Raw genomic sequence first — 23,807 nt, 5'->3', positions numbered from 1 at the left:
ACGGGGTGTGCCGCTGCGGCGTACGGTCCAGTCGCGGCGGTCCGCGCGGAGCGGGGGAGGCCGCGGGGCGGACGCGGGCGCGGGCGGAGACGGGTCGCGGACGGCGGGTCCCTACACAGCAGGCTTACACACAGCAGGCTTACACACAGCAGGTCGTATACGGCTGGTCGTGCGCGGCTGGTCGTGCACAGGGGAGAGGGCGGCATCGCGTGAGCGCGGACACCGGTGGTCGGGGCGAGTTGTTCGTCGGTGGCGCCAATGCGGGGGGTGTGGCGGCGGAGGCCGGCGTGCGGCGGGTGCCGGGGCGGGTGTGGACGGTGCGGCTCGATCCGTTCGGCGGTCCCTCCTCGGGTGCGGTGCGGCTCAGTTGCTCCTCCCCCGACTGCGGCGATCAGCGGCTGCCCGGCGCCCCCGAAGGGCGCAAGGCCGCGGTCGCGCACGTCAACACGCATCTCGCCGGCGTCCGTGCGGGGGGCGGGCCGCGTAGTGAGGCGTGGTGTGGGTGCCGGGCCGCCGACTGCGGCTGGCACTCCCCCGAGATCCTCACGGGACGGCGTGCGGGGACGCGGTCCGCGGCGGGCGCGGGGCGGTGCGGCGGGCCGGTGGTCCTGACGGTGTTCGCGGACCGTGCGGGGCGGCTGTGGCGGATCGCGGAGGTGTGCGCGCGGTGTGCGGCCGCCACGCAGGGGTGTCGGGTGCTGGACACGGCCGCATCGCCGACGGCTTCGGCTCCGGTTCCGGCTCCGGCCCCGGTGGCGGCTCATACGGCGAGTTCGGGCGGGGAGCGGGAGCCGGTGGGGGGTGGCGGTGGTGGCGGTGGCGGTGGCGGTGCGACGGTGGCCGTCTTTTCCGACTGCGGGGCGACGGCCGGGGTGACGTCCGGAGTATCGTCCGCCGGGCCCTCGGCTCCGGCTCGGTCTTCGACTCCGGCTGCGACTCCGGCTGCGGCTCCGTCTTCGGCCTCGGCTTCGGGCGCTGCCGCGGATTCCGGTTCCGGTGGGGGCTCGGGGTCGGAGGCCCGGCCCGTGCCGAAGCCCGGTGCGGAGGGGCGGGGCGGCGTGCCGGGGGCTCGGGCCGGTGGGGCGCGTGGGGCGGGCCGGCGGGCGCGGCGGTGGGGGAAGATCGCGCAGCGGATCGTGCCGTACGACCTCCAGCCCGACGTCCTGCGGCTGGAACTCATCGAGCTCGGCGACGCGTTCCGTGAGTACCAGCGCCGTCCCGACCCCGACCTCGCCCTCCTCGCCGGGCTTCACGACCGCAAGGCCCGCGCGTTCGCCCTGTGGGCCGACGTCACCGGTGACTCGACGCTGCGCGAGGAGGCGGAGCGGGCGGAGAAGGCCGCGCTGGCCGCCCGGCAGATGAACGAGAACCGCGTCGGGGTGCCCGTGGGCGAGGGCGGGCCGGCGGTCGAGCGGCTGCTGAGCCGCGCCCAGGCCGTACACGCCCGTACGGTCCTCGCGCACGTCCGGGACCACTCGCCGCGCCCCGAGCCCGAGGTGCGGCTCGCGGTGTTCATGCTCACCCTGCGGGCCGCGCGCGCCGGCCTCGGGAACGTCACCGGACAGGACTTCACCGGCTGGCTGCAGGGCGACGCCGAACGGGTGCTCGAACAGCTCCTCGACTCGGGCTGGCTGCGGCTGCCCGAGTCGGTCACGGTCGCCGACGCGCTGGTCGCCCGCTCCGAGGACCCCGCCCAGATCACCGTCCCGACGCTGCTGCCCGGCGACTCCCGTCCGTTCTCCTTCGGCAAGGTCAGCCGCGCGCGGCTCTCCGGCTGGGCGCAGAAGGTGGTGGGCGACCGGAAGCTGCGCAAGAAGAAGGCGGGTGCCGCGACGCGGCTCCTCGCGCTCTGGACCGCCGGTCATGTCCGCCCCGACGGGCGGCTCGGCGGCGTCGAGGAAGACGGTCTCGACCTGGCCGGGGCCGCCGCGTTCTGTGGTCTGCCGCCGGGTGAACTCGGCCCGCACGTCGAACGGCTGCTCGCCGCGGACTGGCTCGGCGAGGGCGAGGCCGACACGGACGCGGGCCGGCTGCGGGGGCGGCTCTCGGAGCGGGTGCTGTCGCTGGGGGCGCTGCTCTGAGAGGGCGTCGGACGCCCTCTCGGACGGATCAGGCGCGGGTCTCCAGGACGATCTTGCCGCGGATGTGTCCCCGGGCGGCGCGTGCGTGCGCGGTGCGGACGTCTGCGAGGGGGAACGTGCTGTCGATCGCGACGCGGAGCGTGCCCGCGTCGAGCAGCTGTCCCAGCTCGGCCAGTTGCGCGCCGTTCGCGCGGACCTGGGTGGCGGTGACCGTGACGCCCAGCGCCGCGTTCTCCTCGTCGTCGAACTCGCCGAAGTAGACCGGGTAGAGGGCTCCGCCACGCCTGAGCGTGCGCAGGAAGCGCCTGCTGTGGGGACCGCCGACGGTGTCCAGGACGAGGTCGAGGTCGCGGACGGCCTCCTCGGGCCGTTCCTTGGTGTAGTCGATGAACTCGTCCGCGCCGAGCTCGCGCAGGAACGCCTCGTGGGCGCCGGAGGCCACGGCGACGACCCGGGCGCCCTTCCACTTGGCCAGTTGCAGGGCGAGGTGGCCGACGCCGCCGGCGGCGCCGTTGACCAGCACCGTGGTGCCCTCGCCGAGCGCCATCGGGCGGTGCCGGGCCTCCTGGAACGGCGAGGGGTGGTCGTGCCCCAGTTCGATCAGGTACTGCCACGCCGTCAACCCCGACATGGGCAGGGCGGCGGCCTGCACGTGGTCGACGGACGCCGGCTTGAGGGCGAGGTCGGAGGCCGGGGCGGTGACGTACTCGGCGTAGGCGCCGGCCTGGAGGGCGGCGGGGAAGCGCAGGAGGCCGAACACCTCGTCCCCGGCCGCGAAGCCGTCGACGCCCGGGGCGACGGCCTCGACCACGCCCGAGATGTCGGTGCCGGGGATCAGCGGGAGTGCGAACGGGGGCCTCAGCTCGGGGGGCACGTCGGGCATGCCCTCCCGCGCGTACCAGTCGGGGGGGTTGAGGCCGGCCGCGTGCACGCGGACGAGCACCTCGCCCGGGCCCGGTTCGGGCACCGGCACCTCCTCGTGGCGCAACACCTCGGGGCCGCCGAACCCGTGCAGCCGGATCGCCTTCATCGTCCGTGCCAGGTCTTGCGTCGGGGTCTGTGCGGACATGGTTCTCTCCCGTTCCTGCCGGGGCTACGCTGAATGGATCAGCGATCCGGATATCCGGACCACTGATCCAGAAAGATACGGTTCACTGATCCGGATAGTCAAGGGAAGAGTCAAGGGACGCCATGCGGGCCGACGCCAGGAAGAACCACGACCATCTGCTCGCGGTCGCGGGCACCGCCCTCACCGAGGAGGGCGTCGACGTCTCCCTGCGCGACATCGCCCGCCGGGCGGGGGTGGGGCTCGCGACGCTGCTCCGGCACTTCCCGAGCCGCGAGGCGCTGCTCGAAGCCCTGCTCCGCACGGGCTTCGACGAGCTGACGGCACGGGCGGACGTCCTCGAGACGTCCCATCGGCCCGAGGACGCGCTCGTCGCATGGGTGCGTGACTGTGTGGCGCTGACGCACGAGTACCGGGGGGTCGTGGCGTTGATGGCGGCCGCGATGGAGGACGAGGAGTCGGCCCTCCACGCCTCCTGCGTCGCCCTGCGCGCGGCCGGTACGCGGCTGCTCACGCGTGCGCAGGACGCGGGCGCGGCGCGGACCGACGTCGACGGCGTCGATCTGTTCGCGCTGATCTCGGCGCTCGCGTGGCTCGGCGATCAGCCGTCGCTCGCGCCGCGCGCCGGTCATCTTTTCGACGTGGTCGCCAGTGCGGTGCTGAGGCGGGCGGCGGGGGGCGAGGGGCGCGAGCGGTGAGCGGCGCGGGCCGCTCGCGCCCCCGTGGCGCCTCTCACTTTCAGCGCTGTGCGATCGGGTCCTCTTCCGTCGCGCAGGCCGCGCGTATCTCCGTCAGGAGGGCCGGGTAGTGCTCGCCGTACGTGCTCACCGCCGCGCGCTCCGCGTCCAGTGCGGCGCGCAGCGGGTCGGGGTCGGCGGCGGCGATCACGGCGGGGAGGGCGACGTGCGGTGGGGAGATGAGGTGGGGGCCGGACGAGGCGAGGGACGGGTCGGTGAGTGTGACCAGCGCCGCCAGGCCGTGCCCCGTGCCTCTCGGCAGCGGCCTCAGCTCCGTCAGTTCGAGTGCGCCGGGGACTGCGGCTCCGCAGAGGCCGTTCTGCCGGCCTGCGTATGCCTCGGCGAGGTCCGGGGTTGGTTCGTCGGGGTTGCTCTCGACGTAGAGCTGCCAGTAGTGGACGTGGACCTCGCCCGTGACGGGTGTGCGCATGGAGCCCTCCCCTGTCGTCCTCTGCCCTCGCATCATGGCGTGTGGCACTGACAACGGGCCTTTCTCGCCCCCGCCGCCCCTACCCTTCCCGTCCCTTCAAGGGGCTCCGCCCCTTGGACCCCGGGGTGCGTTGTCGGCCGACCGCCGGTGGGGCTTCTCGCGCAGTTCCCCGCGCCCCTATCGGGGCACGGTGACTCCTCGCGCCCAGCGCGGCGGAGCCGCGCAGACAACACAGCCCCGCGCCCCTTGCGGGGGCGCGGGGAACCGTGTGGTGTGGGTGCTCAGTGGGCGTGGCCGTGGCTGTGGCCCGCTGCGGCGGCCGGCTCTTCTTCTTCCTTCTTCTCGACGACCAGGGTCTCGGTCGTCAGGAGGAGGGAGGCGATGGAGGCGGCGTTCTCCAGGGCGGAGCGGGTGACCTTGACCGGGTCGATGACGCCGACCTTGACCAGGTCGCCGTACTCGCCCGTCGCGGCGTTGTAACCGTTGCCCTTGTCGAGCTCGGCGACCTTGGAGGCGATGACGTAGCCCTCCAGGCCGGCGTTCTCGGCGATCCAGCGCAGCGGCTCGACGACCGCGCGACGCACGATGGCGACGCCGGTGGCCTCGTCGCCCGTCTTGCCCAGGCTGTCGTTCAGGACCTTCGCGGCGTGCACCAGGGCGGAGCCACCACCGGAGACGATGCCCTCCTCGACCGCGGCGCGGGTCGCGGAGATGGCGTCCTCCAGACGGTGCTTCTTCTCCTTCAGCTCCACCTCGGTGGCGGCGCCGACCTTGATCACGCACACGCCGCCGGCCAGCTTCGCGAGGCGCTCCTGGAGCTTCTCGCGGTCCCAGTCGGAGTCCGTGGTCTCGATCTCGGCCTTGATCTGGGCGACGCGGCCCTGGACGTCGGCGCTCTCGCCGCCGCCGTCCACGATCGTGGTGTCGTCCTTGGTGACCGTCACGCGGCGGGCGGTGCCCAGCACGTCCAGGCCGACCTGGTCGAGCTTGAGGCCGACCTCCTCGGCGATGACGGTGGCACCGGTGAGCGTGGCCATGTCGCCGAGCATCGCCTTGCGGCGGTCGCCGAAGCCGGGGGCCTTCACCGCGACGGCGTTGAACGTGCCGCGGATCTTGTTGACGACCAGCGTCGACAGGGCCTCGCCCTCGACGTCCTCGGCGATGATCAGCAGCGGCTTCGAGGAGTTGGTCTGGATGATCTTCTCGAGCAGCGGCAGCATGTCCGCGATGGAGGAGATCTTGCCCTGGTTGATGAGGATGTACGGGTCCTCGAGGACGGCCTCCATGCGCTCCTGGTCCGTCACGAAGTACGGCGACAGGTAGCCCTTGTCGAAGGCCATGCCCTCGGTGAAGTCCAGCTCCAGACCGAAGGTGTTGGACTCCTCGACGGTGATGACACCGTCCTTGCCGACCTTGTCCATCGCCTCGGCGATGAGCTCGCCGACCTGCTGGTCCTGGGCGGACAGCGCGGCGACGGCGGCGATGTCGGACTTCTCCTCGATCGGCCGCGCGGTGGCGAGCAGCTCGTCGGAGACGGCCTTGACCGCGGCGTCGATGCCCTTCTTGAGGAGGGCCGGGGAGGCGCCGGCGGCGACGTTGCGCAGGCCCTCGCGGACCAGCGCCTGGGCCAGCACGGTGGCGGTGGTCGTACCGTCACCCGCGATGTCGTTGGTCTTGGTCGCCACCTCCTTCACCAGCTGGGCGCCGAGGTTCTCGTACGGGTCCTCGACCTCGACCTCACGGGCGATGGTGACACCGTCGTTGGTGATGGTGGGGGCGCCGAACTTCTTGTCGATGACGACGTTGCGGCCCTTGGGGCCGATCGTCACCTTCACCGTGTCGGCAAGCTTGTTGACGCCGCGCTCGAGGGCGCGACGGGCGTCCTCGTCGAACTTCAGGATCTTCGCCATGGGAGCGTGAGCCCTCTTTCGAAATCTGGGTGAAAAAGGCACTGCGCCCCGGACGCCCGGCTACTTATAGGTCGCGGGGGGCCAGGGGCGCAGCTCACAGCACGAATGCTGAGGTGAATTACTTACTTCTCGATGATCGCGAGCACGTCGCGCGCCGAGAGGACGAGGTACTCCTCGTTGTTGTACTTCACCTCGGTGCCGCCGTACTTGCTGTAGAGCACGACGTCGCCGACCTTGACGTCGAGCGGAAGGCGGTTGCCGTCCTCGAAGCGGCCCGGGCCCACGGCCAGGACGACGCCCTCCTGGGGCTTCTCCTTGGCGGTGTCCGGGATGACCAGGCCAGAGGCCGTGGTCTGCTCGGCGTCCAGCGGCTGGACCACGATGCGGTCCTCGAGCGGCTTGATGGCAACCTTGGAGCTGGCGGTCGTCACGATCCGACCTCCCCCTTCGGAGATCTCACGGGGTTAACTGTCTGAGGTGGCGACCAGGTCGATCCGTCGTCGCGGGTGCCGGACCTGCCCGTCGCGTTGTTGGCACTCTCCGGTGGGGAGTGCCAGAGCCGAGACTATGACTGCGATTAGCACTCGGTCAAGCGGAGTGCCAGTTCGCTGCGCGGCTGTGTCGGACGCGGGGCCACCGCAGGAGTTCCGGAGGCACCCTCCCGGGCTCCTCAGAGATAGTCCTCCAGGCGGGCCACCGCGTACCCCTCCGCCGTGACCTTGTTCAGGAAGCGGCGCATGTCGTCGACCATCGTGCCGTCCCAGTCGTCCGTGCCCCGGAAGTGGGTGAGGACGATGTCCCCGGGGTGCAGGCTCCGGTCGTCCTCGCGGTACTCCCAGTGGTCGACGTAGACCTCCTCGTCCCAGATCGGCGCGTACTTGACGCCGCAGGACTTCGCCGCGACCAGGGTGTCCCGGTTGTAGTTGCCGTACGGCGGCCGCATCATCTCCGGGCGCCTGCCGAACTCCCTGCGCATGATGTCCTGCATGGCGCAGATCTCGTGCCGCTGTTCCTCGTACGACAGCCCCGGCAGGTAGGGGTGATGGAGGGTGTGGTTGTTGACGCCCGCACCCAGGTCCCGCATCGTGCGGAAGTAGCCGTAGTCGTCCTTGACCAGGTAGTTGCTGAGGAACGCCGTGTAGGGGATCTTCAGCTCGCTCATCATCTTCAGGAACTCGGGGTCCTTCTCGGCCCCGTCGTCGATGGTGAGGAAGACGACCTTGTCCTTGGTGGGGACGGTGGTGAAGACGGGCGGCAGATCGTCGCCGTCCTCGACCTCGAAGCCCTTGCGGGTGGTGATGACCGGCTTCTTCGCCGGGGGCGGCGCCGTCAGCGGCGTGCCCTTCAGGCCCCAGCGCTTCGCCGCCGCGACCCGTGCGGTGTGCGCGGCGCGCAGTTTCTCGGCGTAGGAATCCAGGGCGCGCGCCGGGGGCGCCTGCAGTTGCCGCTTGCCGCCCTGCGCGCCGTGCGCAACGGGCGACTTGGGGGGAGTGGAGCATCCGGAGGTGAGCGCGGCCACCGCGAGCAGGGCGAGGCTTCCACGCGCCACCGCCGGCACCACCACGCGCCCCCGCCGTGCGGGTTTGACACTCTTCGCGCGCTTTGCACGCTGTGCGCCGCATTCATCGTTTTGTCGTACGAGTCGCATGGCGCCGGATCCTCGCAGTCACCCGCCCCCGCACCCGCCCGACACCGCGACCGGCGGCACACGGTCCACCGACTGGCCCACAATGACCAGGTGAACGACGCCTCCTTCGCCGCCCTGCTCACCTCCGAGGGCCGCGCCCTCCTCGACGAGGTGCGCGGCACCGACCCGGCGCGCGAACTCGCCGTCGCCACCCGGCTGCGCCGCACGCATCCCGCCGAACTGGTGTCGGCCGCTCTCGCCCAGGCCCGGCTGCGGCAGCGGGCGGCGGCGAAGTTCCCGGCCGCCGACGCCGAACGGATGTTCTTCACGCCCCACGGTGTCGAGCAGTCGACCCGCACCACGGTGGCGGAGTACCGCGCCCGGCGGCTGCGCACGCTCGGCGTCACCTCCGTCGCCGACCTGTGCTGCGGCATCGGCGGCGACGCCCTCGCGCTCGCCCGCGCCGGCATCCGGGTCCTGGCGGTGGACCGGGACCCGCTGACCGCCGCCGTGGCGCGGGCGAACGCCGAGGCGCTCGGGCTCGCGGATCTCATCGAGGTACGCGAGGCGGACGTCACGGAGGTCGACACCTCCGGGTACGACGCCGTCTTCGTGGACCCGGCCAGGCGCGGCGGACGCGGCCGGGTGTTCGACCCCGAGGCGTACTCGCCCCCGCTCTCCTGGGCCGTGAACGCCGCCCGCAGCGCGCCCCACGCCGCGCTCAAGGTCGCGCCCGGCATCCCGCACGAGGCGGTGCCGGGCGAGGCCGAGGCGGAGTGGATCTCCGACGGCGGGGACGTGAAGGAGGCGGTGCTGTGGTTCGGCACCGAGCCCGGCCTCGTACGCTCCACGCTGCTGCCGGACGGGCACACCCTGCGCGGGCGCGGCCTCCCCGACCCGCCGGTCCGCCCCCTGGGCCGCTATCTGTACGAGCCCGACGGCGCCGTCATCCGGGCGCATCTGGTCGCCGAGGTGGCCGAGGAGGTCGGCGGCGGGCTGATCGACGCGACGATCGCGTACGTCACCGCCGACGCGCCCCGGCCCACGCCGTACGCGACCCTGTACGAGCTCACCGACCAACTCCCCTTCAACGTCAAGCGGTTGAAGGCGCTGCTGCGGGAGCGCGAGGTCGGCGTCCTGACCGTGAAGAAGCGCGGGTCGGCCGTCGAACCGGAGGAACTGCGACGCAAGGTGCTGCCGAAGCCGCACGGCCGCGCGGCGGTGACCGTCTTCCTGACGCGCCGGGAGGGCGCACCGGTGATGCTCCTCGGGCACCCCGTGCCGTAAGGGACACGGGGCACCCGGATCAGCCGGAAGGAAGGACACAGGGCGCAGGCCACCCGGACCTACACCTGTTCGAACCGCCAGCGGTGCACCGGACGGGTCACCAGCTCCCCGCCCGGCTCCGGGAGTTCGGGCAGCCCCGGAGCGTCGTAGGGCGCGTCCCACCAGGTGATGACCAGGACCCTGTCCTGCGGGGCGCGAAAGGTCTGGCGGCGCAGCGGCGCGGGCGCGAGCTCCTGCTCCCCCGCCCACGCCAACAGTTCCTCGCCCCGGCCGGCCACCGCCCGGGCCTCCCACATCAGCGCGACGGTCACGACGACCGGCCCTCCCTCACGAGTACAGGTTCTCCTTGCTCACCTCGTGCACGTGGTCATGACCTTCGTAATAACCGGCACCGGGCACGTGCGACTCCGTCACCGGCAGCGACGAGTCCGCCGACAGGTCCCACGCGGAGGCGGCGCGGTTGCGGGCCACCATCTCGGCGCCCAGCGCGGCGACCATCGCCCCGTTGTCCGTGCACAGCTTGGGCCGGGGCACGCGCAGCCGGATGCCGGCCGCCTCGCACCGCTCCTGCGCCAGCGCGCGCAGCCGGGAGTTGGCGGCGACACCGCCGCCGATCATCAGATGATCGACGCCCTCGTCCTTGCAGAGCCGGACGGCCTTGCGGGTGAGCACGTCCACCACCGCCTCCTGGAAGGAGGCCGCCACGTCCCGCACCGGCACCTCCTCGCCCGCCGCCCGCCTGGCCTCGATCCAGCGGGCCACGGCGGTCTTGAGGCCGGAGAAGGAGAAGTCGTACGCGGCGTCGCGGGGCCCGGTCAGTCCGCGCGGGAACGCGATGGCCTCCGGGTCGCCCTCGCGCGCGTACCGGTCGATGACGGGGCCGCCGGGGAAGCCGAGGTTGAGCACCCGGGCGACCTTGTCGAACGCCTCGCCGGCCGCGTCGTCGATGGTGGCGCCCATCGGCCGGACGTCGGAGGTGATGTCGGAAGAGAGCAGGAGCGAGGAGTGGCCGCCGGAGACCAGCAGCGCCATCGTCGGCTCGGGCAGCGGGCCGTGCTCCAGCTGGTCCACACAGATGTGCGAGGCGAGGTGGTTGACGCCGTACAGCGGCTTGCCGAGCGCGTAGGCGTACGCCTTGGCCGCCGAGACGCCGACCAGCAGGGCCCCCGCGAGCCCCGGGCCCGCGGTGACGGCGATGCCGTCGAGGTCGCGGGCGGTGATCCCGGCGTCCTTCAGGGCTCGCTCGATGGTCGGGACCATGGCCTCCAGATGGGCGCGGGAGGCCACCTCCGGTACGACGCCGCCGAAGCGCGCGTGCTCGTCGACGCTGGAGGCGACGGCGTCCGCGAGCAGCGTCGTGCCGCGCACGATGCCGACGCCGGTCTCGTCGCAGGAGGTCTCGATGCCGAGGACGAGCGGCTCGTCGCGTCGGGCGGCAGCTGAGTCAGCCATGGGGGTCGGTTCCTTGTACTGGTCCTGGTACGGGTCCTGGTGCGGGCCCCGAGACGGGTCCGGGCAGCGGCTCCTGTCCGGCGGTGACAGCGGTGACGGCGGTGACCGGGTCGGTCAGACGCATGACGACGGCGTCCACGTTGCCCGGCTGGTAGTAGCCGCGCCGGAAGCCGATGGCCTCGAAGCCGAAGCGCTCGTACAGCTTCTGCGCGCGGACGTTGTCGACGCGGCACTCGAGCATGACCTCGGCGCACTCGAACGCGGTGGCGGCCCGCAGCAGTCCGGTCAGCAACCGGCCGCCGAGCCCGGTGCCCCACTGGTCGCGGGCGACGGCGATGGTCTGGACGTCGCCCTGGTCGCCCTGGGCGGCGAGGCCCGCGTAGCCGACGAGGCGCTCCCCGGCGACGGCGACGTAGTAGCGGCGGGTCGCCTCCGGGCCGCGCGAGTGGGCGAGCTCCGACCAGAACATGCCGCGCGACCAGGCGTCCTCGGGGAACAGTTCGCGTTCCAGTTCGAGGACGGGGTCGATGTCCCACCAGCGCATCTCGCGCAGGACGGGGGGCGTGGGGCCCTCGGGGATGCCGGGCGTCTCGGGTGGGGTCACTTGGGGGTGACCACCTTGTAGTTCTTGGGCACCTGCGCGTCGGGGCGGCGCAGGTACAGGGGACGGGGCGGCAGCAGCGCGGCGCCGGCCACGAGCCGTTCCGCGGCGAGGGAGGCGAGCGCGGCGGCCGAGACGTGCGCGGGGCCCCGGACGTCCGTGAAGGTGTCGGGATAGAGGGCGGCGCCCGCGCCGACGGCGGGGAGCCCGGCGACCGCCTCCGCGAGGTCGGCGGGACGGTCGACGGCCGGCTCGCCGGCCCGCGTGCGGGGGTCGTCGTAACGCGCCCAGTAGACCTCTTTGCGCCGGGCGTCGGTGGCCACGACGAAGGGGCCGGTGAGGCCCGCGTCGGCGGCCGCGTAGGCGAGGGCGTCCAGCGTGCACAGGCCGTGCACCGGGACGCCGAGCGCGAGCCCGAAGGTGTCGGCGGTCATCAGGCCGACGCGCAGCCCGGTGTACGGGCCGGGGCCGACGCCCACGACGACACCGGTGACGGCGTCCAGCCGGGTGCCTGCCTCGGCGAGGACCCGGTCGACGGCGGGCAGCAGCAGCTCCCCGTGCCGGCGGGCGTCCACCTGGCTCGAGGAGGCGACGACGGACGTGCCGTCGTGCAGCGCGACGGTCACGGCGGGGGTGGCGGTATCGAGAGCGAGCAAGAGCACGCGAACAGCCTACGGCGCCGGAGCCCGGCGCACGGGCGAGCCGGTGCGGCGTACGGCTGCTGCTACCGTCACAGCGAGCAGGTACGACCGGTGAAAGTCGTACCAGTCGTACTTCCGGAGAGGTGGGCACAGGTGGCCAGGAGCAGCTCGGGATTCGTGGCCGGGCTCACCGTGGCGGCGGTCGCCGCGGTCGGATTCCTCGCCTACCAGGCGTCGGCGAACGCGCCGGACACGCTGGGCACGCCGGAGAAGGCGACGAAGTCGCCGGCGGCCGGGGCGGAGAAGACGCCCGGCGCGACGAAGAAGCGGACGGTTGCCGTGCCGGAGGGCTCGGGGACGGGCGAGCGGGTCGTGTACGCGCTGGGGGACGACCGGGTGTGGCTGGTCGGCGCGGGTGACAAGGTGCGGCGGACGTTCGAGGTGATGCCGGGGACGGTGGATCCGGCGCCGGGGAAGTACACGGTGACGTCGCGGACGGCGGCGGTGACGGGGTCGGACGGGGTGCCGATCGAGCACGTGGTGCTGTTCACGGCGGCGGGTGGGGTGCCGGTGGGATTCAGTGCGGCGGTGGACGGGTCCACGGCGGAGCCGGACGCGACGAAGAAGTTGGGTGGGATTCGGGAGGGGCGCGCGGACGGCAGCGCGATGTGGGAGTTCGCGGGGGTGGGGCGGCCGGTGGTGGTCGTTCAGTAGGTGGGGTGGGGGGTTCACCCGGGTTTTTTCGCCCCCGCCGCCCCTACCCTTCCCATCCGTTCAAGGGGCTCCGCCCCTTGGACCCCGGACGTGCGGGTGGGTGGGGCTTCTCGCGCCCACGCGGCGGAGCCGCGAATCGACACAGCCCCGCGCCCTGACAGGGGCACGGGGAACTGCGCGATCTTTCAACGGGGGTCCGGGGGCGTCGCCCCCGGGGACGGGACGGGTAGGGGCGGCGGGGGCGAAGAAATGGTTCGGGCTGCCGCACAGGCGGTCAGTAGGTCCTGCATGGAGATGCCCGCCGCCCCTCGCGGCACCGGCATGGACAAGGGCGACTCGTCGCGGGAACGTCGCATGGACGCCTCCTGAAAACACCTCGGCGCCGGACTTGGTTAGGTATACCTAACCAGCCCACGACCGCCGGCGCAATATCAGGCCGACAGCGGCCCGAGGTCCGCCTCGGCCCACCGCTCCCCCACCCCCGCGACCGACACGCGCCGCACCTCGTCGGCCGTGTCGCCCACCGCCCGGTGGATCGTCACGTGCAGCCGCTCGTCCGTCAGCTCCTCGACCTTGCCCTCGCCCCACTCGACAACCACCACGGACTCGGGCAGGGACACGTCCAGGTCGAGGTCCTCCATCTCGTCCAGGCCGCCGCCCAGCCGGTAGGCGTCGACGTGGACCAGCGGCGGCCCGGCCACCAGGGAGGGGTGCACGCGCGCGATGACGAACGTCGGCGAGGTGACCGCCCCGCGCACCTGGAGCCCCTCGCCCAGCCCGCGGGTCAGCGTGGTCTTGCCGGCCCCCAGTTCGCCGCTGAGCATGACCAGGTCACCGGCGCGTACGAGCTTCGCGAGCCGGCGGCCCAGTTCCCGCATCTGTTCGGGGGAGGCGATGGTGAGCTCCGCGGTGACGCCACCGGAGTCCGGCGTGGCGCCGGAATCCCGGACGGCGCCGGAGTCCGGCGTGGGCTCACCCGCGTCGTGCGCTGCTGCTGGTGCTTCCATAAGGCCCCACGGTAGCCCCTGCCGGCACGGCCCCCGCGCGCACGAGGAGGTCGGCGAGACGGTCGGTGACGACCTCGGGGTGCTCCAGCATCACCAGGTGCCCGGCGTCCGGTACGAGCACCAGTTCGGCGTCGGGGAGCAGCCGGGCGATCTCCTCGCTGTGCTCGCTCGGCGTGACCAGGTCGTCGACGCCGGCCAGGACCAGCACCGGCACCTCCGTGAAGTGCGCGAGGGCCTCCGTCTTGTCGTGCTCGGTGAAGGCCGGGTAGAACTCGGCGACGACGTCGATCGGGGTGTTCTCGATCATGCGTTCGGCGAAGCGGGCGACCGCGGGGTCGACGTCCCGGGAGGCGAACGAGTACCGCTTGATGATCCCGGCGAAGAGGTCGGCCGTGGCCCGCCGCCCTCGTTCCACCAGCTCGGCGCGCTGCCCCAGTGCCTTCAGCACCCCGGGGAGTATCCGGCGCACGGCGTTGACGCCCGCGACCGGCAGCCCGAAGTTGACCTCGCCGAGCCGCCCGGACGACGTGCCGACGAGCGCGACCCCGGCGACCCGCTCCCGGATCAGCTCCGGGTACTGCTCGGCCAGCGCCATCACCGTCATGCCGCCCATGGAGTGCCCGACGAGCACCAGCGGGCCCTCGGGCGCCGCCGCGTCGATCACGGCCTTCAGGTCCCGGCCGAGCTGCTCGATGGTGAGCGGCACCTGCTCGTCCCGCTGTCCGACCCCGCGCCCGGACCGGCCGTGGCTGCGCTGGTCCCAGTGGACGGTGCGGACGACGCCGCGCAGCGCGGCCCGCTGGAAGTGCCAGGAGTCCTGGTTGAGGCAGTAGCCGTGGCTGAAGACGATGGTGACCGGGGCGGGCGTGCGGCGGCCGAACAGCCGGCGGCGGCGCGAGGCCGGGCCGCCCTCCGGTTCGGCCTCGTCCACCTCGTAGTACAGCTCGGTGCCGTCGCCGGCGTACGCCGTGCCGGGGGTGCCGCGCAGGGTGCCGTACGGACCGGTGGAGTCGAGGGCGAGGCGGGCCTTGCGGCGCATGCCGCGACCGACGGTGAGCCGTTCGACGGCGACGCCGGCGGCGGCGCCCGCGGCGATGACGCCGACCGCCGCGCCCGCGAGGCCGGCCAGCCGCCAGCTGCCGGCGCCGGGGGCCACGGCGGTGGTGGCGGTGGCGGTGGCGAGGCCGGTGGCCGCTTCCGCCGCGGCCGTCACGGCGTCCGCGCTGCTCTCGCTCACGTCCCGTCCCTCCTCCTCCGGGTCCGTCCGTCGCCCCGCGTGCGGGCCGGCGCGTTCACTCGAACGGGGTCATGATTCCCGTTCGGCATTCACATTCACATGGACGCGGGGCACACGGGTTCCGATCCGGGTCACGATTTCGTACGCGATGGTCCCGGCCGCCTGCGCCCAGTCCTCGGCGGTGGGCTCGCCCCGGTCGCCCGGTCCGAACAGCACCGCCTCGCTGCCGACCGGGGGCTCGTCGCCGCCGAGGTCCACCACGAACTGGTCCATGGCCACGCGGCCCGCGATCGTGCGCCACTTGCCGGCGACGAGGACGGGGCCCGCACCGGAGGCGTGGCGGGGGATGCCGTCCGCGTAGCCGACGGGGACCAGGCCGAGGGTGGTGTCGCCGGGGGTGACGTAGTGGTGGCCGTAGCTGACGCCGTGGCCGCCGGGGACGTGCTTGACCAGGGCGAGGGAGGCGGACAGCGTCATCACGGGGCGCAGTCCGAAGTCGGCGGGGGCGCCCAGCTCGGGGCTGGGCGAGATGCCGTACATCGCGATGCCGGTGCGGACCAGGTCGAAGTGGCTCTCGGGGAGGGTCAGCGCGGCGGGCGAGTTGGCGATGTGCCGCACCTCGGGGCGTACGCCGCGGTCCTCGGCGTACGCGACCATCTCGCGGAAGCGGGCGAGCTGGGGGGCGATGGACGGGTGCCCGGGCTCGTCCGCGCACGCGAAGTGGGACCACAGTCCGGTGACCCGGACCAGGCCCGCCGCCTCCGCGCGCAGGGCCTCGGCGATCAGTTCCGGCCAGTCGGCGGGGGCGCAGCCGTTGCGGCCGAGGCCGGTGTCGGCCTTGAGCTGGACGCGGGCGGGGCGGCCGGCGGCGCGGGCCGCGGCGGTGGCCTCGCGCAGGGCCCACAGGGCGCTGATGCCCAGGTCGAGGTCGGCCTCGACGGCCTCCCGCCAGGGCCCTCCGGGGGTCCACAGCCAGCACATGATGCGGCCCGGGAGACCGGCCTCCCGGAGGGTGAGTGCTTCCTCGGGGGTGGCGGTGCCGAGCCAGCGGGCGCCGGCGGTGAGGGCGGCGCGGGCACAGGGGAGGGCTCCGTGGCCGTAGGCGTCGGACTTCACGACCGCCATGAGCTGGGCGCCGGGGGTGTGGGCGCGCAGGGTGCGGACGTTGGCGCGGAGCGCCGCGAGGTCGATCCGCGCGTGGGCCCGGAGGGGGGTGGTGTCACTGGTCATCATGTTGGGGTCAGTGTCTCAAAGGGGGTGGGTGGGGGGATTCCGGCGGGGCGGGTGGTGGTTCGGTGGGATTTTTTCGCCCCCGCCGCCCCTACCCGTCCCATCCTCACAAGGGGCTTCGCCCCTTGGACCCCGGAGAGCTCGGGTGGGTGGGGTCGAGTGGGGAGTGCGGGTGGGTGGGGACTTCTCGCGCAGTTCCCCGCGCCCCTTACAGGGGCACGGTGAGTGCTCGCGCACACCGCGGCGGAGCCGCGCAGAAGACACCGCCCCGCACCCCTTACAGGGGCACGGTGAGTGCTCGCGCACACCGCGGCGGAGCCGCGCAGAAGACACCGCCCCGCGCCCCTTACAGGGGCACGGTGAGTGCTCGCGCACACCGCGGCGGAGCCGCGCAGAAGATACCGCCCCACGCGCCTATCGGGGCGCAGCCCCCGCTAGGCGCATCACCCCCTCACCGATCGCCACGCACGGGGGATCGCCCCCGCCACGTCGTGCGCGCCCACCGGCGCGCCCTCGGCGGCGAGGCGGCCGGCGTGGCCGTGGACGTACGCGGCGACGCTGCCGGCGTCACGCGGCGGCAGCCCCGCCGCGAGGAGGCTGCCGGCGAGGCCCGACAGGACGTCGCCGCTCCCCGCCGTGGCGAGCCACGGCGTCCCCGTCGCGTTGACCCGCACCGGCGCCCCCGCCTCCCCCGCGACCAGCGTCGTCGACCCCTTGAGCAGCACCGTCGCCCGGTACCGCGCCGCCAGTTCGCGCACCGCCGTCAGCCGGGCGCCCTCGACCTCCTCCCGCGAGGCGCCCAGCAGGGCGGCGGCCTCACCGGCGTGCGGGGTCAGCAGGGTCGGCGCGCTGCGGGCGCGGACCGTGTCCCGGTCGGCCAGGCGCAGCCCGTCCGCGTCCAGCAGCACGGGTACGTCGGCCGTCAGCACCTCCGCCACCGGCCCCGCGTCGTCGCCCGCGCCCGGCCCGACGACCCACGCCTGTACGCGGCCCGCCTTCGCCGGACCCTGGTCGGAGATCAGCGTCTCCGGGAAGCGGGCGAGGACCGCCTCCCCGGCCGCCCCCACGTACCGCACCGCCCCCGCCCCGCCGCGCAGCGCCCCGGCCACCGCCAGCACGGCCGCCCCGGGGTAGCGCGCGGACCCGGCGGCGATGCCGACGACCCCCCGCCGGTACTTGTCGCTCTCCGCCGCGGGCTCCGGCAGCAGCGCCGCGACCTCCGCGTGCTGCAACGCCTCCAGCCCGGGCACGTCCGGCAGGTGCGGGCCGAGTCCGATGTCGACGAGGCGCACGGAACCGGCGTACTCCCGCGCGGGGTCGATCAGCAGCCCCGGCTTGTGCGTGCCGAAGGTGACCGTGAGGTCGGCCCGGAGCGCCGGGCCGCGCACCTCGCCGGTGTCGGCCTCGACGCCGCTCGGCAGGTCGACGGCGACGACGGCCGCGCCGGTCTCCGCCACGATCCCGGCCAGCCGGGCCGCCTCCGGCCGCAGGCCGCCCCGGCCGCCGATGCCGACGACGCCGTCGACGACGAGGCCGGCGCGGCGCAGCGGCGGCTCGGCGTCCTCGGGGCGCACCGTCGTGCCGCCGGCCCGGCGCAGGGCCGCGAGGCCGCCGGGGTGGGTGCGGTCGGGGGCGAGCAGGACGGCGGTGACCCCCGCCCCCCGGGCGGCGAGCCGGGCACCGGCGTACAGGGCGTCGCCGCCGTTGTCGCCGCTGCCGACGAGGAGGACGACGCGGGCGCCGTACACCCTGCCGAGGAGTTGCGCGCAGGCCGTCGCCAGTCCGGCGGCGGCGCGCTGCATGAGGGTGCCGTCGGGAAGCCGCTCCATGAGCGCGCGTTCGGCGGTCCTGACCGTTTCGACGCTGTACGCGGTACGCATGGGACCGAGTCTGCCCCGTATCCGCCCGGCGTACGTCCGGCGGCCCGCGCCGCCGCCGAGTGGCCCGCCGCCCGCCGGTCACCGAGCATGCGGAGAGGGACCGGCACGGAACGCGCAGGGAGGAAGGCGGACGGATGGCCGACGAGGGCGGCGACCGGTGGCTCCGGGCGCTCGAGCTGCTGCTGGCCGAGCAGCGGTTCCGGATCGGGCGGTACGTCGACGCGCATGCCGTGTCCCCCGTGACGTCGCCCCTGACGTCCCCGGAGGCGCCGTCCGGCGCGCCCCTCGGCGGGCCCCGGCAGCCGTCCCGTACGTCTTCCCCGGCGCCGCCCGTCGCCGAGCCGCCGGCCCGGCAGCTGCTGGACGCCGTGCCGCTCGCCGCGATGGTGGTGCGGGCGGTGCCGTACGGGCCGGGCGCGGGGACCGAGTACCGCTATCTGGGGCACAACGCGGCCGCACGGGAGTACGCCGAGCGCCGCTTCCCGGCCGCCGCCCGGCAGCCGGCGGCGTCCTGGCCGGCGTGGGGCGGGGACGTGCCGCTGTTCGCGCGCTTCCCGAGCCTGGCGGACACGCCCGTGCCCCGTCTGCTCGACGAGGCGCGCCGGACGGGACGGCCGCAGGGACCCGAGTCCGCCGAGTGGTCGCTGTCCGGCCCGGGCGGGCGGGCGGTGCGGATCAGCAGCGAGGTGCGCGTGGCCCCGGTCGGGGAACTGCTGCTGCTCACCTGGGAGCGCGGGGAGCAGGCGCGCGCCCGGATGGCCCGGGCGGCGCAGCAGCTCGCCCGCGTGTGCTGGGCGGAGTGGAGTCTCGCCGACGGGACCGTCGAGGAGACGGGACTGCGCGACGTACTCGGTCTGCCCGCCCCGGCCCCGCTGCCGGACCTGGCGGAACTCGGCCGCATGGTGCTGCCCGAGGGCCGGGAGCCGCTGTACCGGGGGCTCCACGACGTACTGCTGGGCGAACGGGACGTCGTCGACCTCGAACTGCGCCTGGGGCCGGGCGAACCGGAGGCGCGGGTGCTGCGCTTCATCGCCGAGCCGGTGCGTCCGGAGACCGGGCCGGTGTGGACCGTGCGCGCGGTCTGCCGCGACGTGACCTCCGACGTGCGCGGCCGGGAGGTCGCCGAGCGGGCGGTGCGGGAGGCGCGGGCGCAGCGGGAGCGGGCGGACGCGGTCGCCGAGGTGGCCGAACGGCTGCGCGAGGCGGTGCTGCCCGGCTTCCCGCCGGAACTGGCCCGGCACGGCGTCGAGGCGGCCGCCGTGTACCGGCCCGAGGGGCGGACGGCACGGGTGGGCGGCGACTGGTACAAGACCCGTGTCCTGCCCACCGGCCAGGTCCTCATCGCCCTCGGCGACGCGCGCGGGCACGGTCTGGAGGCCGTCACCCTGATGGCCAAACTGCGGTACGGGCTGGCGGGGCTCGCGTTCACCGGCCGGCGGGTGGAGGAACTGACCGGCTGGCTCAACCTGCTCGCCTGCGACGACGGCGAGGAGTCGACGGCGACGGCGGTCATCGCCCGCTACCACCCCGACCGGGGGCTGCTGCGCTGGACCTGCGCGGGCCATCCGCCGCCGGTCCTGGTGCGCGCGGGGCGGGCCCGGCTCCTCGACCCGCCGCCGGGCGGGCCCGGCATGCCGCTGGGTGTCCTGCCCGGCGTGCCGTACGCGGCGGCCGAGACCCTGCTGCACCCCGGTGACGTGGTGCTGCTCTACTCGGACGGGCTGATCGAGCGCCGCGGCTCGGACCTGGACCGGGACGCGTCCCGCCTGTTGCGGGCGGTGCGGAACGGGGCGGGGGCCGGCATCCCGCCGGGCGGTGCGGCCCTCGACGCGTACGTACGGGGACTCGTCGACGAGCTCGTGGGGCCGGACGCGGAGGACGACGCGACGGTACTGGCGTTCCGCCTGGTGGAGCGGAACGTGTGAAGAGGGGGTGCCGTCACCCCTCGGCGATCACGACCGCCGACGCGATGCCGGCGTCGTGGCTCAGCGAGATGTGCCACTGCCGTACGCCGAGTTCGGCGGCCCGGGCCGCAACCGAGCCCCGCACCCGCAGGCGGGGGCGGCCGCTGTCCTCGACGTACACCTCGGCGTCCGTCCAGAGCAGGCCCGCGGGGGCGCCGAGCGCCTTCGCGAGGGCCTCCTTCGCGGCGAACCGCGCGGCCAGCGAGGCGGGGCCGCGGCGCTCGCCGCCGGGGAGCAGCAGTTCGTCCTCCACGAACAGTCGCCGAAGCAGGCCGGGCGTACGTTCCAGCGACGCCGCGAACCGTTCGATCTCGGCGACGTCGATCCCGACCCCGATGATTCCCATACGGGAACCATACGGCTGCCGCCGAGGCTCGGGGTTCGGGCGCCCAGTAGCTCGGGGTTCGGGGTCCGTCGGCGGGTGCGGGTGCGTCGTGGCTGGTCGCGCAGTTCCCCGCGCCCCTTGAGGGGCGCGGGGAACTGCGCGAGAAGCCCCACCGGCGGTCAGCCGACACCGCTCCCTACTCCACCGTCACCGACTTCGCCAGGTTCCGCGGCTGATCCACCTCGTTCCCCCGCGCCGTCGCCAGCTCGCACGCGAACACCTGCAACGGCACCGTCGCCACCAACGGCTGCAACAACGTAGGCGTCGCAGGAATCCGGATCAGATGGTCGGCGTACGGGACGACCGCCTCGTCCCCCTCCTCCGCGATCACGATCGTCCGCGCCCCCCGCGCCCGGATCTCCTGGATGTTCGACACGATCTTGTCGTGCAGCACGGACCGCCCCCGCGGCGACGGCACGACCACCACCACCGGCAGATCCTCCTCGATCAACGCGATCGGCCCGTGCTTCAGCTCCCCCGCCGCGAACCCCTCCGCATGCATGTACGCGAGCTCCTTCAACTTCAGGGCCCCCTCCAGCGCGACCGGATAGCCCACGTGCCGCCCCAGGAACAGCACCGTGTCCTTCTCCGCGAGGGACCGCGCGAGCGCCCGCACCGGCTCCATGGTCTCCAGCACCCGGTCGACCGCCGCCGAGATCCCGGACAGATCGCGGATCACCGCCCGGATCTCGTCGCCCCACTTGGTCCCCCGCATCTGCCCGAGATACAGCGCCACCAGATAACAGGCGACGAGCTGCGTCAGGAACGCCTTCGTCGAGGCGACCGCGACCTCGGGACCGGCGTGCGTGTACAGCACGGCGTCGGACTCGCGCGGGATCGTCGAACCGTTGGTGTTGCAGATGGCCAGCACCCGCGAGCCCTGCTCACGGGCGTGCCGCAGCGCCATCAGCGTGTCCATCGTCTCGCCGGACTGCGAGATCGCGATGACGAGGGACTGTCCGTCGAGGATCGGGTCCCGGTAGCGGAACTCGCTGGCGAGTTCGACCTCGCAGGGCAGCCGGGTCCAGTGCTCGATGGCGTACTTGGCGATCATCCCGGCGTGGAAGGCCGTCCCGCACGCCACGATCACGACCTTGTCGATCTCGCGCAGCTCGGAGTCGGCGATGCGGACCTCGTCCAGGGTGAGCGATCCGGCCGCGTCGATCCGGCCGAGCAGGGTGTCGGCGACCGCCTTCGGCTGCTCGGCGATCTCCTTGAGCATGAAGTAGTCGTAGCCGCCCTTCTCGGCCGCCGAGGCGTCCCAGTCGACGTGGTAGGCGCGCACGTCGGCGGGGCTGCCGTCGAAGCCGGTGACGGTGACGCCGTCCCGGCGCAGCTCCACGACCTGGTCCTGGCCCAGCTCGACGGCGGAGCGGGTGTGCGCGATGAACGCGGCGACGTCGGAGGCGAGGAACGCCTCGCCCTCACCGACGCCCACGACGAGCGGGGAGTTGCGGCGGGCGCCCACGACCACGTCCGGCTGGTCGGCGTGCGTGGCGACCAGCGTGAACGCGCCCTCCAGCCGCCGGCACACCAGTCGCATGGCCTCCGCGAGGTCGGCGCAGGAGGAGAACTCCTCGGCGAGCAGATGCGCGACGACCTCGGTGTCCGTCTCGGAGGACAGCTCGTGCCCGCGCTCCTCCAGCTCGGCGCGCAGGGAGGCGAAATTCTCGATGATGCCGTTGTGTACGACGGCGACCCGGCCGGCGTTGTCCAGGTGCGGGTGCGCGTTGGTGTCGGTGGGGCCGCCGTGGGTGGCCCAGCGGGTGTGTCCGATGCCGGTGGTGCCGGTCGGCAGCGGGCGGTCCTTCAGTTCCTTCTCCAGGTTGATCAGCTTCCCGGCCTTCTTCGCCGCGGCGAGAGTGCCGTCGGCGAGGACGGCGACACCGGCGGAGTCGTACCCCCGGTACTCCAGCCGCTTGAGACCGGCCACGACCACATCGAGCGCCGACTGCGCCCCCACGTATCCCACGATTCCGCACATGCAGGGCAGCCTATGCGGCCAGGGGGCGCCGAATCTCGTCGATCTTGCCCGATTTCGGAAAGAAATCGCCGCTGGAGGGGCCCGGCGTGCCCGCCACGAAGCGCGAGGCGTCGGTGTCGCTTTACACGACACCCGTATCTGTGTGCTTTCTGTGTGCGCGGTATGGACCTTCCCGGGCAAGAGGGATACGGTCCCCCATTCGGGAGTGAGCCGTCTCCCGGGGCAGGGGGAAACGGCCGTGCGCCTTCGACTTCACCGGTTCGTGCGCCGCCGCCCGGCGCATCCGTCCGATCTGGCCGGACGGGTCTGCAGCGAGCTGGCCGCGGAGCTGCCCGACGAGGACGTCGGGGAGGACCTCGACGACTGCCTCGCGAACTACCGGCTCGGCAGCAAGCCGCGCTGCGAGGAGGCCGAGTACCTGGCCCTGGTCCAGGACGCCATCGACCGCCTGGCCGAGGGCGAGTGACGCGTCCCGGGACCAGGGACCGGGGCCGGGCCCGAGACCGAGGCCGTGGGGCGAGTGACGCATCCCACCCGTCCTTTCCGTTCGTCTTCCCGTAACAATGGACTGTGATCTCTCCGGTCTCCTCGATGCCCCGGAGCGCCCACCGGTCCCGGCCGGAGGCGACTCCCTACGTCGACCTCACCCGCACGGAGTGGAGCGCGCTGCGCGACAAGACGCCGCTGCCGCTCACCGCCGAGGAGGTCGAAAAGCTGCGCGGCCTCGGCGACGTCATCGACCTCGACGAGGTGCGGGACATCTACCTCCCGCTCTCCCGGCTGCTCAACCTCTACGTCGGCGCCACCGACACCCTGCGCGGCGCCCTCAACACCTTCCTCGGCGAGCAGGGCTCCCAGTCCGGCACCCCGTTCGTCATAGGCGTCGCCGGCTCCGTCGCGGTCGGCAAGTCGACGGTGGCCCGGCTGCTGCGCGCACTGCTCTCCCGCTGGCCCGAGCACCCGCGCGTCGAACTGGTCACCACCGACGGCTTCCTGCTCCCCACCAAGGAGCTCCAGGCCCGCGGCCTGATGTCGCGGAAAGGTTTCCCCGAGTCGTACGACCGCCGCGCGCTCACCCGGTTCGTCGCCGACATCAAGGCCGGCAAGAACGAGGTGACGGCGCCCGTCTACTCGCACCTCATCTACGACATCGTCCCCGACGAGCGGCTCGTCGTACGGCGGCCGGACATCCTGATCGTCGAGGGCCTCAACGTCCTCCAGCCCGCGCTCCCCGGCGACGACGGCCGCACCCGCGTCGGGCTCGCCGACTACTTCGACTTCAGCGTGTACGTCGACGCCCGCACCGAGGACATCGAACGCTGGTACCTCAGCCGGTTCCGCAAACTGCGCGAGACCGCGTTCCAGAACCCCTCCTCGTACTTCCGCAAGTACACCCAGGTCTCGGAGGAGGAGGCCCTGGACTACGCCCGCACGATGTGGCGCACCATCAACAAGCCCAACCTCACGGAGAACATCGCCCCCACCCGCGGCCGCGCCACCCTCATCCTCCGCAAGGGCTCCGACCACACGGTGCAGCGCCTGAGCCTGCGCAAACTCTGACGGCGGCGACCGGG

General features: G+C 73.6%; 22 protein-coding genes. 7 read left to right on the top strand and 15 right to left on the bottom strand.

The features are described 5' to 3' along the window. The first annotated feature begins 1,025 nt into the window (after window positions 1-1,025). Window positions 1,026-2,081 carry a hypothetical protein gene (locus OIE12_RS19655; RefSeq protein WP_329137084.1) on the top strand — a complete coding sequence of 352 codons (1,056 nt, stop codon included), beginning with the start codon at window positions 1,026-1,028 and terminating at the stop codon, window positions 2,079-2,081. A gap of 28 nt (window positions 2,082-2,109) precedes the next feature. Here the strand turns inward: OIE12_RS19655 and OIE12_RS19650 are convergent, their stop codons facing one another. Then, window positions 2,110-3,111, bottom strand: coding sequence for an NADP-dependent oxidoreductase (locus OIE12_RS19650; protein WP_329142069.1), 1,002 nt, complete (start codon window positions 3,109-3,111; stop codon window positions 2,110-2,112). 161 nt (window positions 3,112-3,272) lie between these two features. Here OIE12_RS19650 and OIE12_RS19645 point away from each other — a divergent pair, with 161 nt between their 5' ends. Further along, a complete protein-coding gene (locus tag OIE12_RS19645; protein ID WP_329137082.1) occupies window positions 3,273-3,845 on the top strand; it encodes a TetR/AcrR family transcriptional regulator in 573 nt (190 codons plus the stop codon). Between the two features lie 40 nt (window positions 3,846-3,885). Here the strand turns inward: OIE12_RS19645 and OIE12_RS19640 are convergent, their stop codons facing one another. From OIE12_RS19640 to OIE12_RS19625, 4 genes are all read right to left on the bottom strand, one after another. Continuing rightward, a complete protein-coding gene (locus OIE12_RS19640; protein ID WP_329137080.1) occupies window positions 3,886-4,314 on the bottom strand; it encodes a hypothetical protein in 429 nt (142 codons plus the stop codon). Between the two features lie 281 nt (window positions 4,315-4,595). Further along, the gene (gene groL, locus OIE12_RS19635) at window positions 4,596-6,224 is read right to left on the bottom strand and encodes a chaperonin GroEL (protein WP_329137079.1); all 1,629 of its coding nucleotides are present in this window, start codon (window positions 6,222-6,224) and stop codon (window positions 4,596-4,598) included. 122 nt (window positions 6,225-6,346) lie between these two features. Further along, complete coding sequence (gene groES / locus OIE12_RS19630) at window positions 6,347-6,655, bottom strand: co-chaperone GroES (RefSeq protein ID WP_009190181.1); 309 nt, start codon at window positions 6,653-6,655, stop codon at window positions 6,347-6,349. 239 nt (window positions 6,656-6,894) lie between these two features. Further along, window positions 6,895-7,872 (bottom strand): polysaccharide deacetylase family protein, encoded by a 978-nt coding sequence (locus OIE12_RS19625; protein ID WP_329137077.1) that lies wholly within the window; start codon window positions 7,870-7,872, stop codon window positions 6,895-6,897. A 90-nt stretch (window positions 7,873-7,962) separates the two neighbouring features. Here OIE12_RS19625 and OIE12_RS19620 point away from each other — a divergent pair, with 90 nt between their 5' ends. Continuing rightward, window positions 7,963-9,138: a class I SAM-dependent methyltransferase gene (locus OIE12_RS19620; protein ID WP_329137075.1), complete on the top strand. Its 1,176-nt coding sequence runs from the start codon at window positions 7,963-7,965 to the stop codon at window positions 9,136-9,138. A 59-nt stretch (window positions 9,139-9,197) separates the two neighbouring features. On the opposite strand, the gene OIE12_RS19615 is transcribed toward OIE12_RS19620, so the two are convergent. The 4 genes from OIE12_RS19615 to tsaB are packed head-to-tail and all read right to left on the bottom strand — an operon-like array spanning window position 9,198 to window position 11,853. After that, a complete protein-coding gene (locus OIE12_RS19615) occupies window positions 9,198-9,449 on the bottom strand; it encodes a hypothetical protein (RefSeq protein ID WP_329137073.1) in 252 nt (83 codons plus the stop codon). A 16-nt stretch (window positions 9,450-9,465) separates the two neighbouring features. Further along, the gene (gene tsaD, locus OIE12_RS19610; protein WP_329137071.1) at window positions 9,466-10,590 is read right to left on the bottom strand and encodes a tRNA (adenosine(37)-N6)-threonylcarbamoyltransferase complex transferase subunit TsaD; all 1,125 of its coding nucleotides are present in this window, start codon (window positions 10,588-10,590) and stop codon (window positions 9,466-9,468) included. Continuing rightward, window positions 10,583-11,134, bottom strand: a complete 552-nt coding sequence (rimI, locus tag OIE12_RS19605; protein WP_329142067.1) for a ribosomal protein S18-alanine N-acetyltransferase — start codon at window positions 11,132-11,134, stop codon at window positions 10,583-10,585. The genes tsaD and rimI overlap by 8 nt, the downstream gene beginning before the upstream one ends. A gap of 56 nt (window positions 11,135-11,190) precedes the next feature. Further along, complete coding sequence (gene tsaB / locus OIE12_RS19600; protein ID WP_329137069.1) at window positions 11,191-11,853, bottom strand: tRNA (adenosine(37)-N6)-threonylcarbamoyltransferase complex dimerization subunit type 1 TsaB; 663 nt, start codon at window positions 11,851-11,853, stop codon at window positions 11,191-11,193. 132 nt (window positions 11,854-11,985) lie between these two features. Here tsaB and OIE12_RS19595 point away from each other — a divergent pair, with 132 nt between their 5' ends. Further along, complete coding sequence (locus OIE12_RS19595; RefSeq protein WP_329137067.1) at window positions 11,986-12,546, top strand: hypothetical protein; 561 nt, start codon at window positions 11,986-11,988, stop codon at window positions 12,544-12,546. A 431-nt stretch (window positions 12,547-12,977) separates the two neighbouring features. Here OIE12_RS19595 and tsaE read toward each other — a convergent pair whose 3' ends face one another. From tsaE to OIE12_RS19575, 4 genes are all read right to left on the bottom strand, one after another. Further along, window positions 12,978-13,553, bottom strand: coding sequence for a tRNA (adenosine(37)-N6)-threonylcarbamoyltransferase complex ATPase subunit type 1 TsaE (gene tsaE, locus OIE12_RS19590; protein WP_329137065.1), 576 nt, complete (start codon window positions 13,551-13,553; stop codon window positions 12,978-12,980). After that, the gene (locus tag OIE12_RS19585) at window positions 13,519-14,790 is read right to left on the bottom strand and encodes an alpha/beta fold hydrolase (RefSeq protein ID WP_329137063.1); all 1,272 of its coding nucleotides are present in this window, start codon (window positions 14,788-14,790) and stop codon (window positions 13,519-13,521) included. Before OIE12_RS19585 ends, tsaE begins: the two co-directional genes overlap by 35 nt. A 69-nt stretch (window positions 14,791-14,859) precedes the next feature. Then, window positions 14,860-16,023, bottom strand: a complete 1,164-nt coding sequence (alr, locus tag OIE12_RS19580; RefSeq protein WP_329137062.1) for an alanine racemase — start codon at window positions 16,021-16,023, stop codon at window positions 14,860-14,862. 440 nt (window positions 16,024-16,463) lie between these two features. Then, window positions 16,464-17,900, bottom strand: a complete 1,437-nt coding sequence (locus OIE12_RS19575; protein ID WP_329137060.1) for an NAD(P)H-hydrate dehydratase — start codon at window positions 17,898-17,900, stop codon at window positions 16,464-16,466. 134 nt (window positions 17,901-18,034) lie between these two features. On the opposite strand from OIE12_RS19575, the gene OIE12_RS19570 reads away from it, so the two are divergent. Then, a complete protein-coding gene (locus tag OIE12_RS19570; RefSeq protein WP_329137058.1) occupies window positions 18,035-19,825 on the top strand; it encodes a PP2C family protein-serine/threonine phosphatase in 1,791 nt (596 codons plus the stop codon). A gap of 13 nt (window positions 19,826-19,838) precedes the next feature. Here OIE12_RS19570 and OIE12_RS19565 read toward each other — a convergent pair whose 3' ends face one another. Both OIE12_RS19565 and glmS read right to left on the bottom strand, forming a co-directional pair. Beyond that, complete coding sequence (locus tag OIE12_RS19565) at window positions 19,839-20,210, bottom strand: holo-ACP synthase (protein ID WP_329137056.1); 372 nt, start codon at window positions 20,208-20,210, stop codon at window positions 19,839-19,841. Window positions 20,211-20,385: 175 nt separating this feature from the next. Then, window positions 20,386-22,233 carry a glutamine--fructose-6-phosphate transaminase (isomerizing) gene (glmS, locus tag OIE12_RS19560; RefSeq protein WP_329137054.1) on the bottom strand — a complete coding sequence of 616 codons (1,848 nt, stop codon included), beginning with the start codon at window positions 22,231-22,233 and terminating at the stop codon, window positions 20,386-20,388. Between the two features lie 238 nt (window positions 22,234-22,471). Here glmS and OIE12_RS19555 point away from each other — a divergent pair, with 238 nt between their 5' ends. Then, on the top strand, window positions 22,472-22,699 hold the full coding sequence (locus tag OIE12_RS19555; protein WP_329137051.1) for a hypothetical protein: 228 nt from the start codon (window positions 22,472-22,474) through the stop codon (window positions 22,697-22,699). A gap of 125 nt (window positions 22,700-22,824) precedes the next feature. Then, window positions 22,825-23,793, top strand: coding sequence for a type I pantothenate kinase (coaA, locus tag OIE12_RS19550; protein ID WP_329137049.1), 969 nt, complete (start codon window positions 22,825-22,827; stop codon window positions 23,791-23,793). The last annotated feature ends 14 nt before the right edge of the window (window positions 23,794-23,807 follow it).

Origin of the sequence: Streptomyces sp. NBC_00670 (genome assembly GCF_036226765.1) — a bacterium.
In the GTDB taxonomy this organism is placed as follows: Bacteria; Actinomycetota; Actinomycetes; order Streptomycetales; family Streptomycetaceae; genus Streptomyces.
Note: the sequence above shows the minus strand (reverse complement) of the source record. Positions and strands in the feature narration are given on the sequence as shown.

Coding starts and splice junctions, on each gene's coding strand:
- OIE12_RS19650 (WP_329142069.1), bottom strand. CDS start 3,111: ATGAAGGCGATCCGGCTGCACGGGTTCGGCGGCCCCGAGGTGTTGCGC.
- OIE12_RS19645 (WP_329137082.1), top strand. CDS start 3,273: ATGCGGGCCGACGCCAGGAAGAACCACGACCATCTGCTCGCGGTCGCG.
- OIE12_RS19640 (WP_329137080.1), bottom strand. CDS start 4,314: ATGCGCACACCCGTCACGGGCGAGGTCCACGTCCACTACTGGCAGCTC.
- groL (WP_329137079.1), bottom strand. CDS start 6,224: ATGGCGAAGATCCTGAAGTTCGACGAGGACGCCCGTCGCGCCCTCGAG.
- OIE12_RS19625 (WP_329137077.1), bottom strand. CDS start 7,872: ATGCGACTCGTACGACAAAACGATGAATGCGGCGCACAGCGTGCAAAG.
- tsaD (WP_329137071.1), bottom strand. CDS start 10,590: ATGGCTGACTCAGCTGCCGCCCGACGCGACGAGCCGCTCGTCCTCGGC.
- rimI (WP_329142067.1), bottom strand. CDS start 11,134: ATGCGCTGGTGGGACATCGACCCCGTCCTCGAACTGGAACGCGAACTG.
- tsaE (WP_329137065.1), bottom strand. CDS start 13,553: ATGGAAGCACCAGCAGCAGCGCACGACGCGGGTGAGCCCACGCCGGAC.
- alr (WP_329137062.1), bottom strand. CDS start 16,023: ATGATGACCAGTGACACCACCCCCCTCCGGGCCCACGCGCGGATCGAC.
- OIE12_RS19575 (WP_329137060.1), bottom strand. CDS start 17,900: ATGCGTACCGCGTACAGCGTCGAAACGGTCAGGACCGCCGAACGCGCG.
- OIE12_RS19570 (WP_329137058.1), top strand. CDS start 18,035: ATGGCCGACGAGGGCGGCGACCGGTGGCTCCGGGCGCTCGAGCTGCTG.
- OIE12_RS19565 (WP_329137056.1), bottom strand. CDS start 20,210: ATGGGAATCATCGGGGTCGGGATCGACGTCGCCGAGATCGAACGGTTC.
- glmS (WP_329137054.1), bottom strand. CDS start 22,233: ATGTGCGGAATCGTGGGATACGTGGGGGCGCAGTCGGCGCTCGATGTG.
- coaA (WP_329137049.1), top strand. CDS start 22,825: ATGCCCCGGAGCGCCCACCGGTCCCGGCCGGAGGCGACTCCCTACGTC.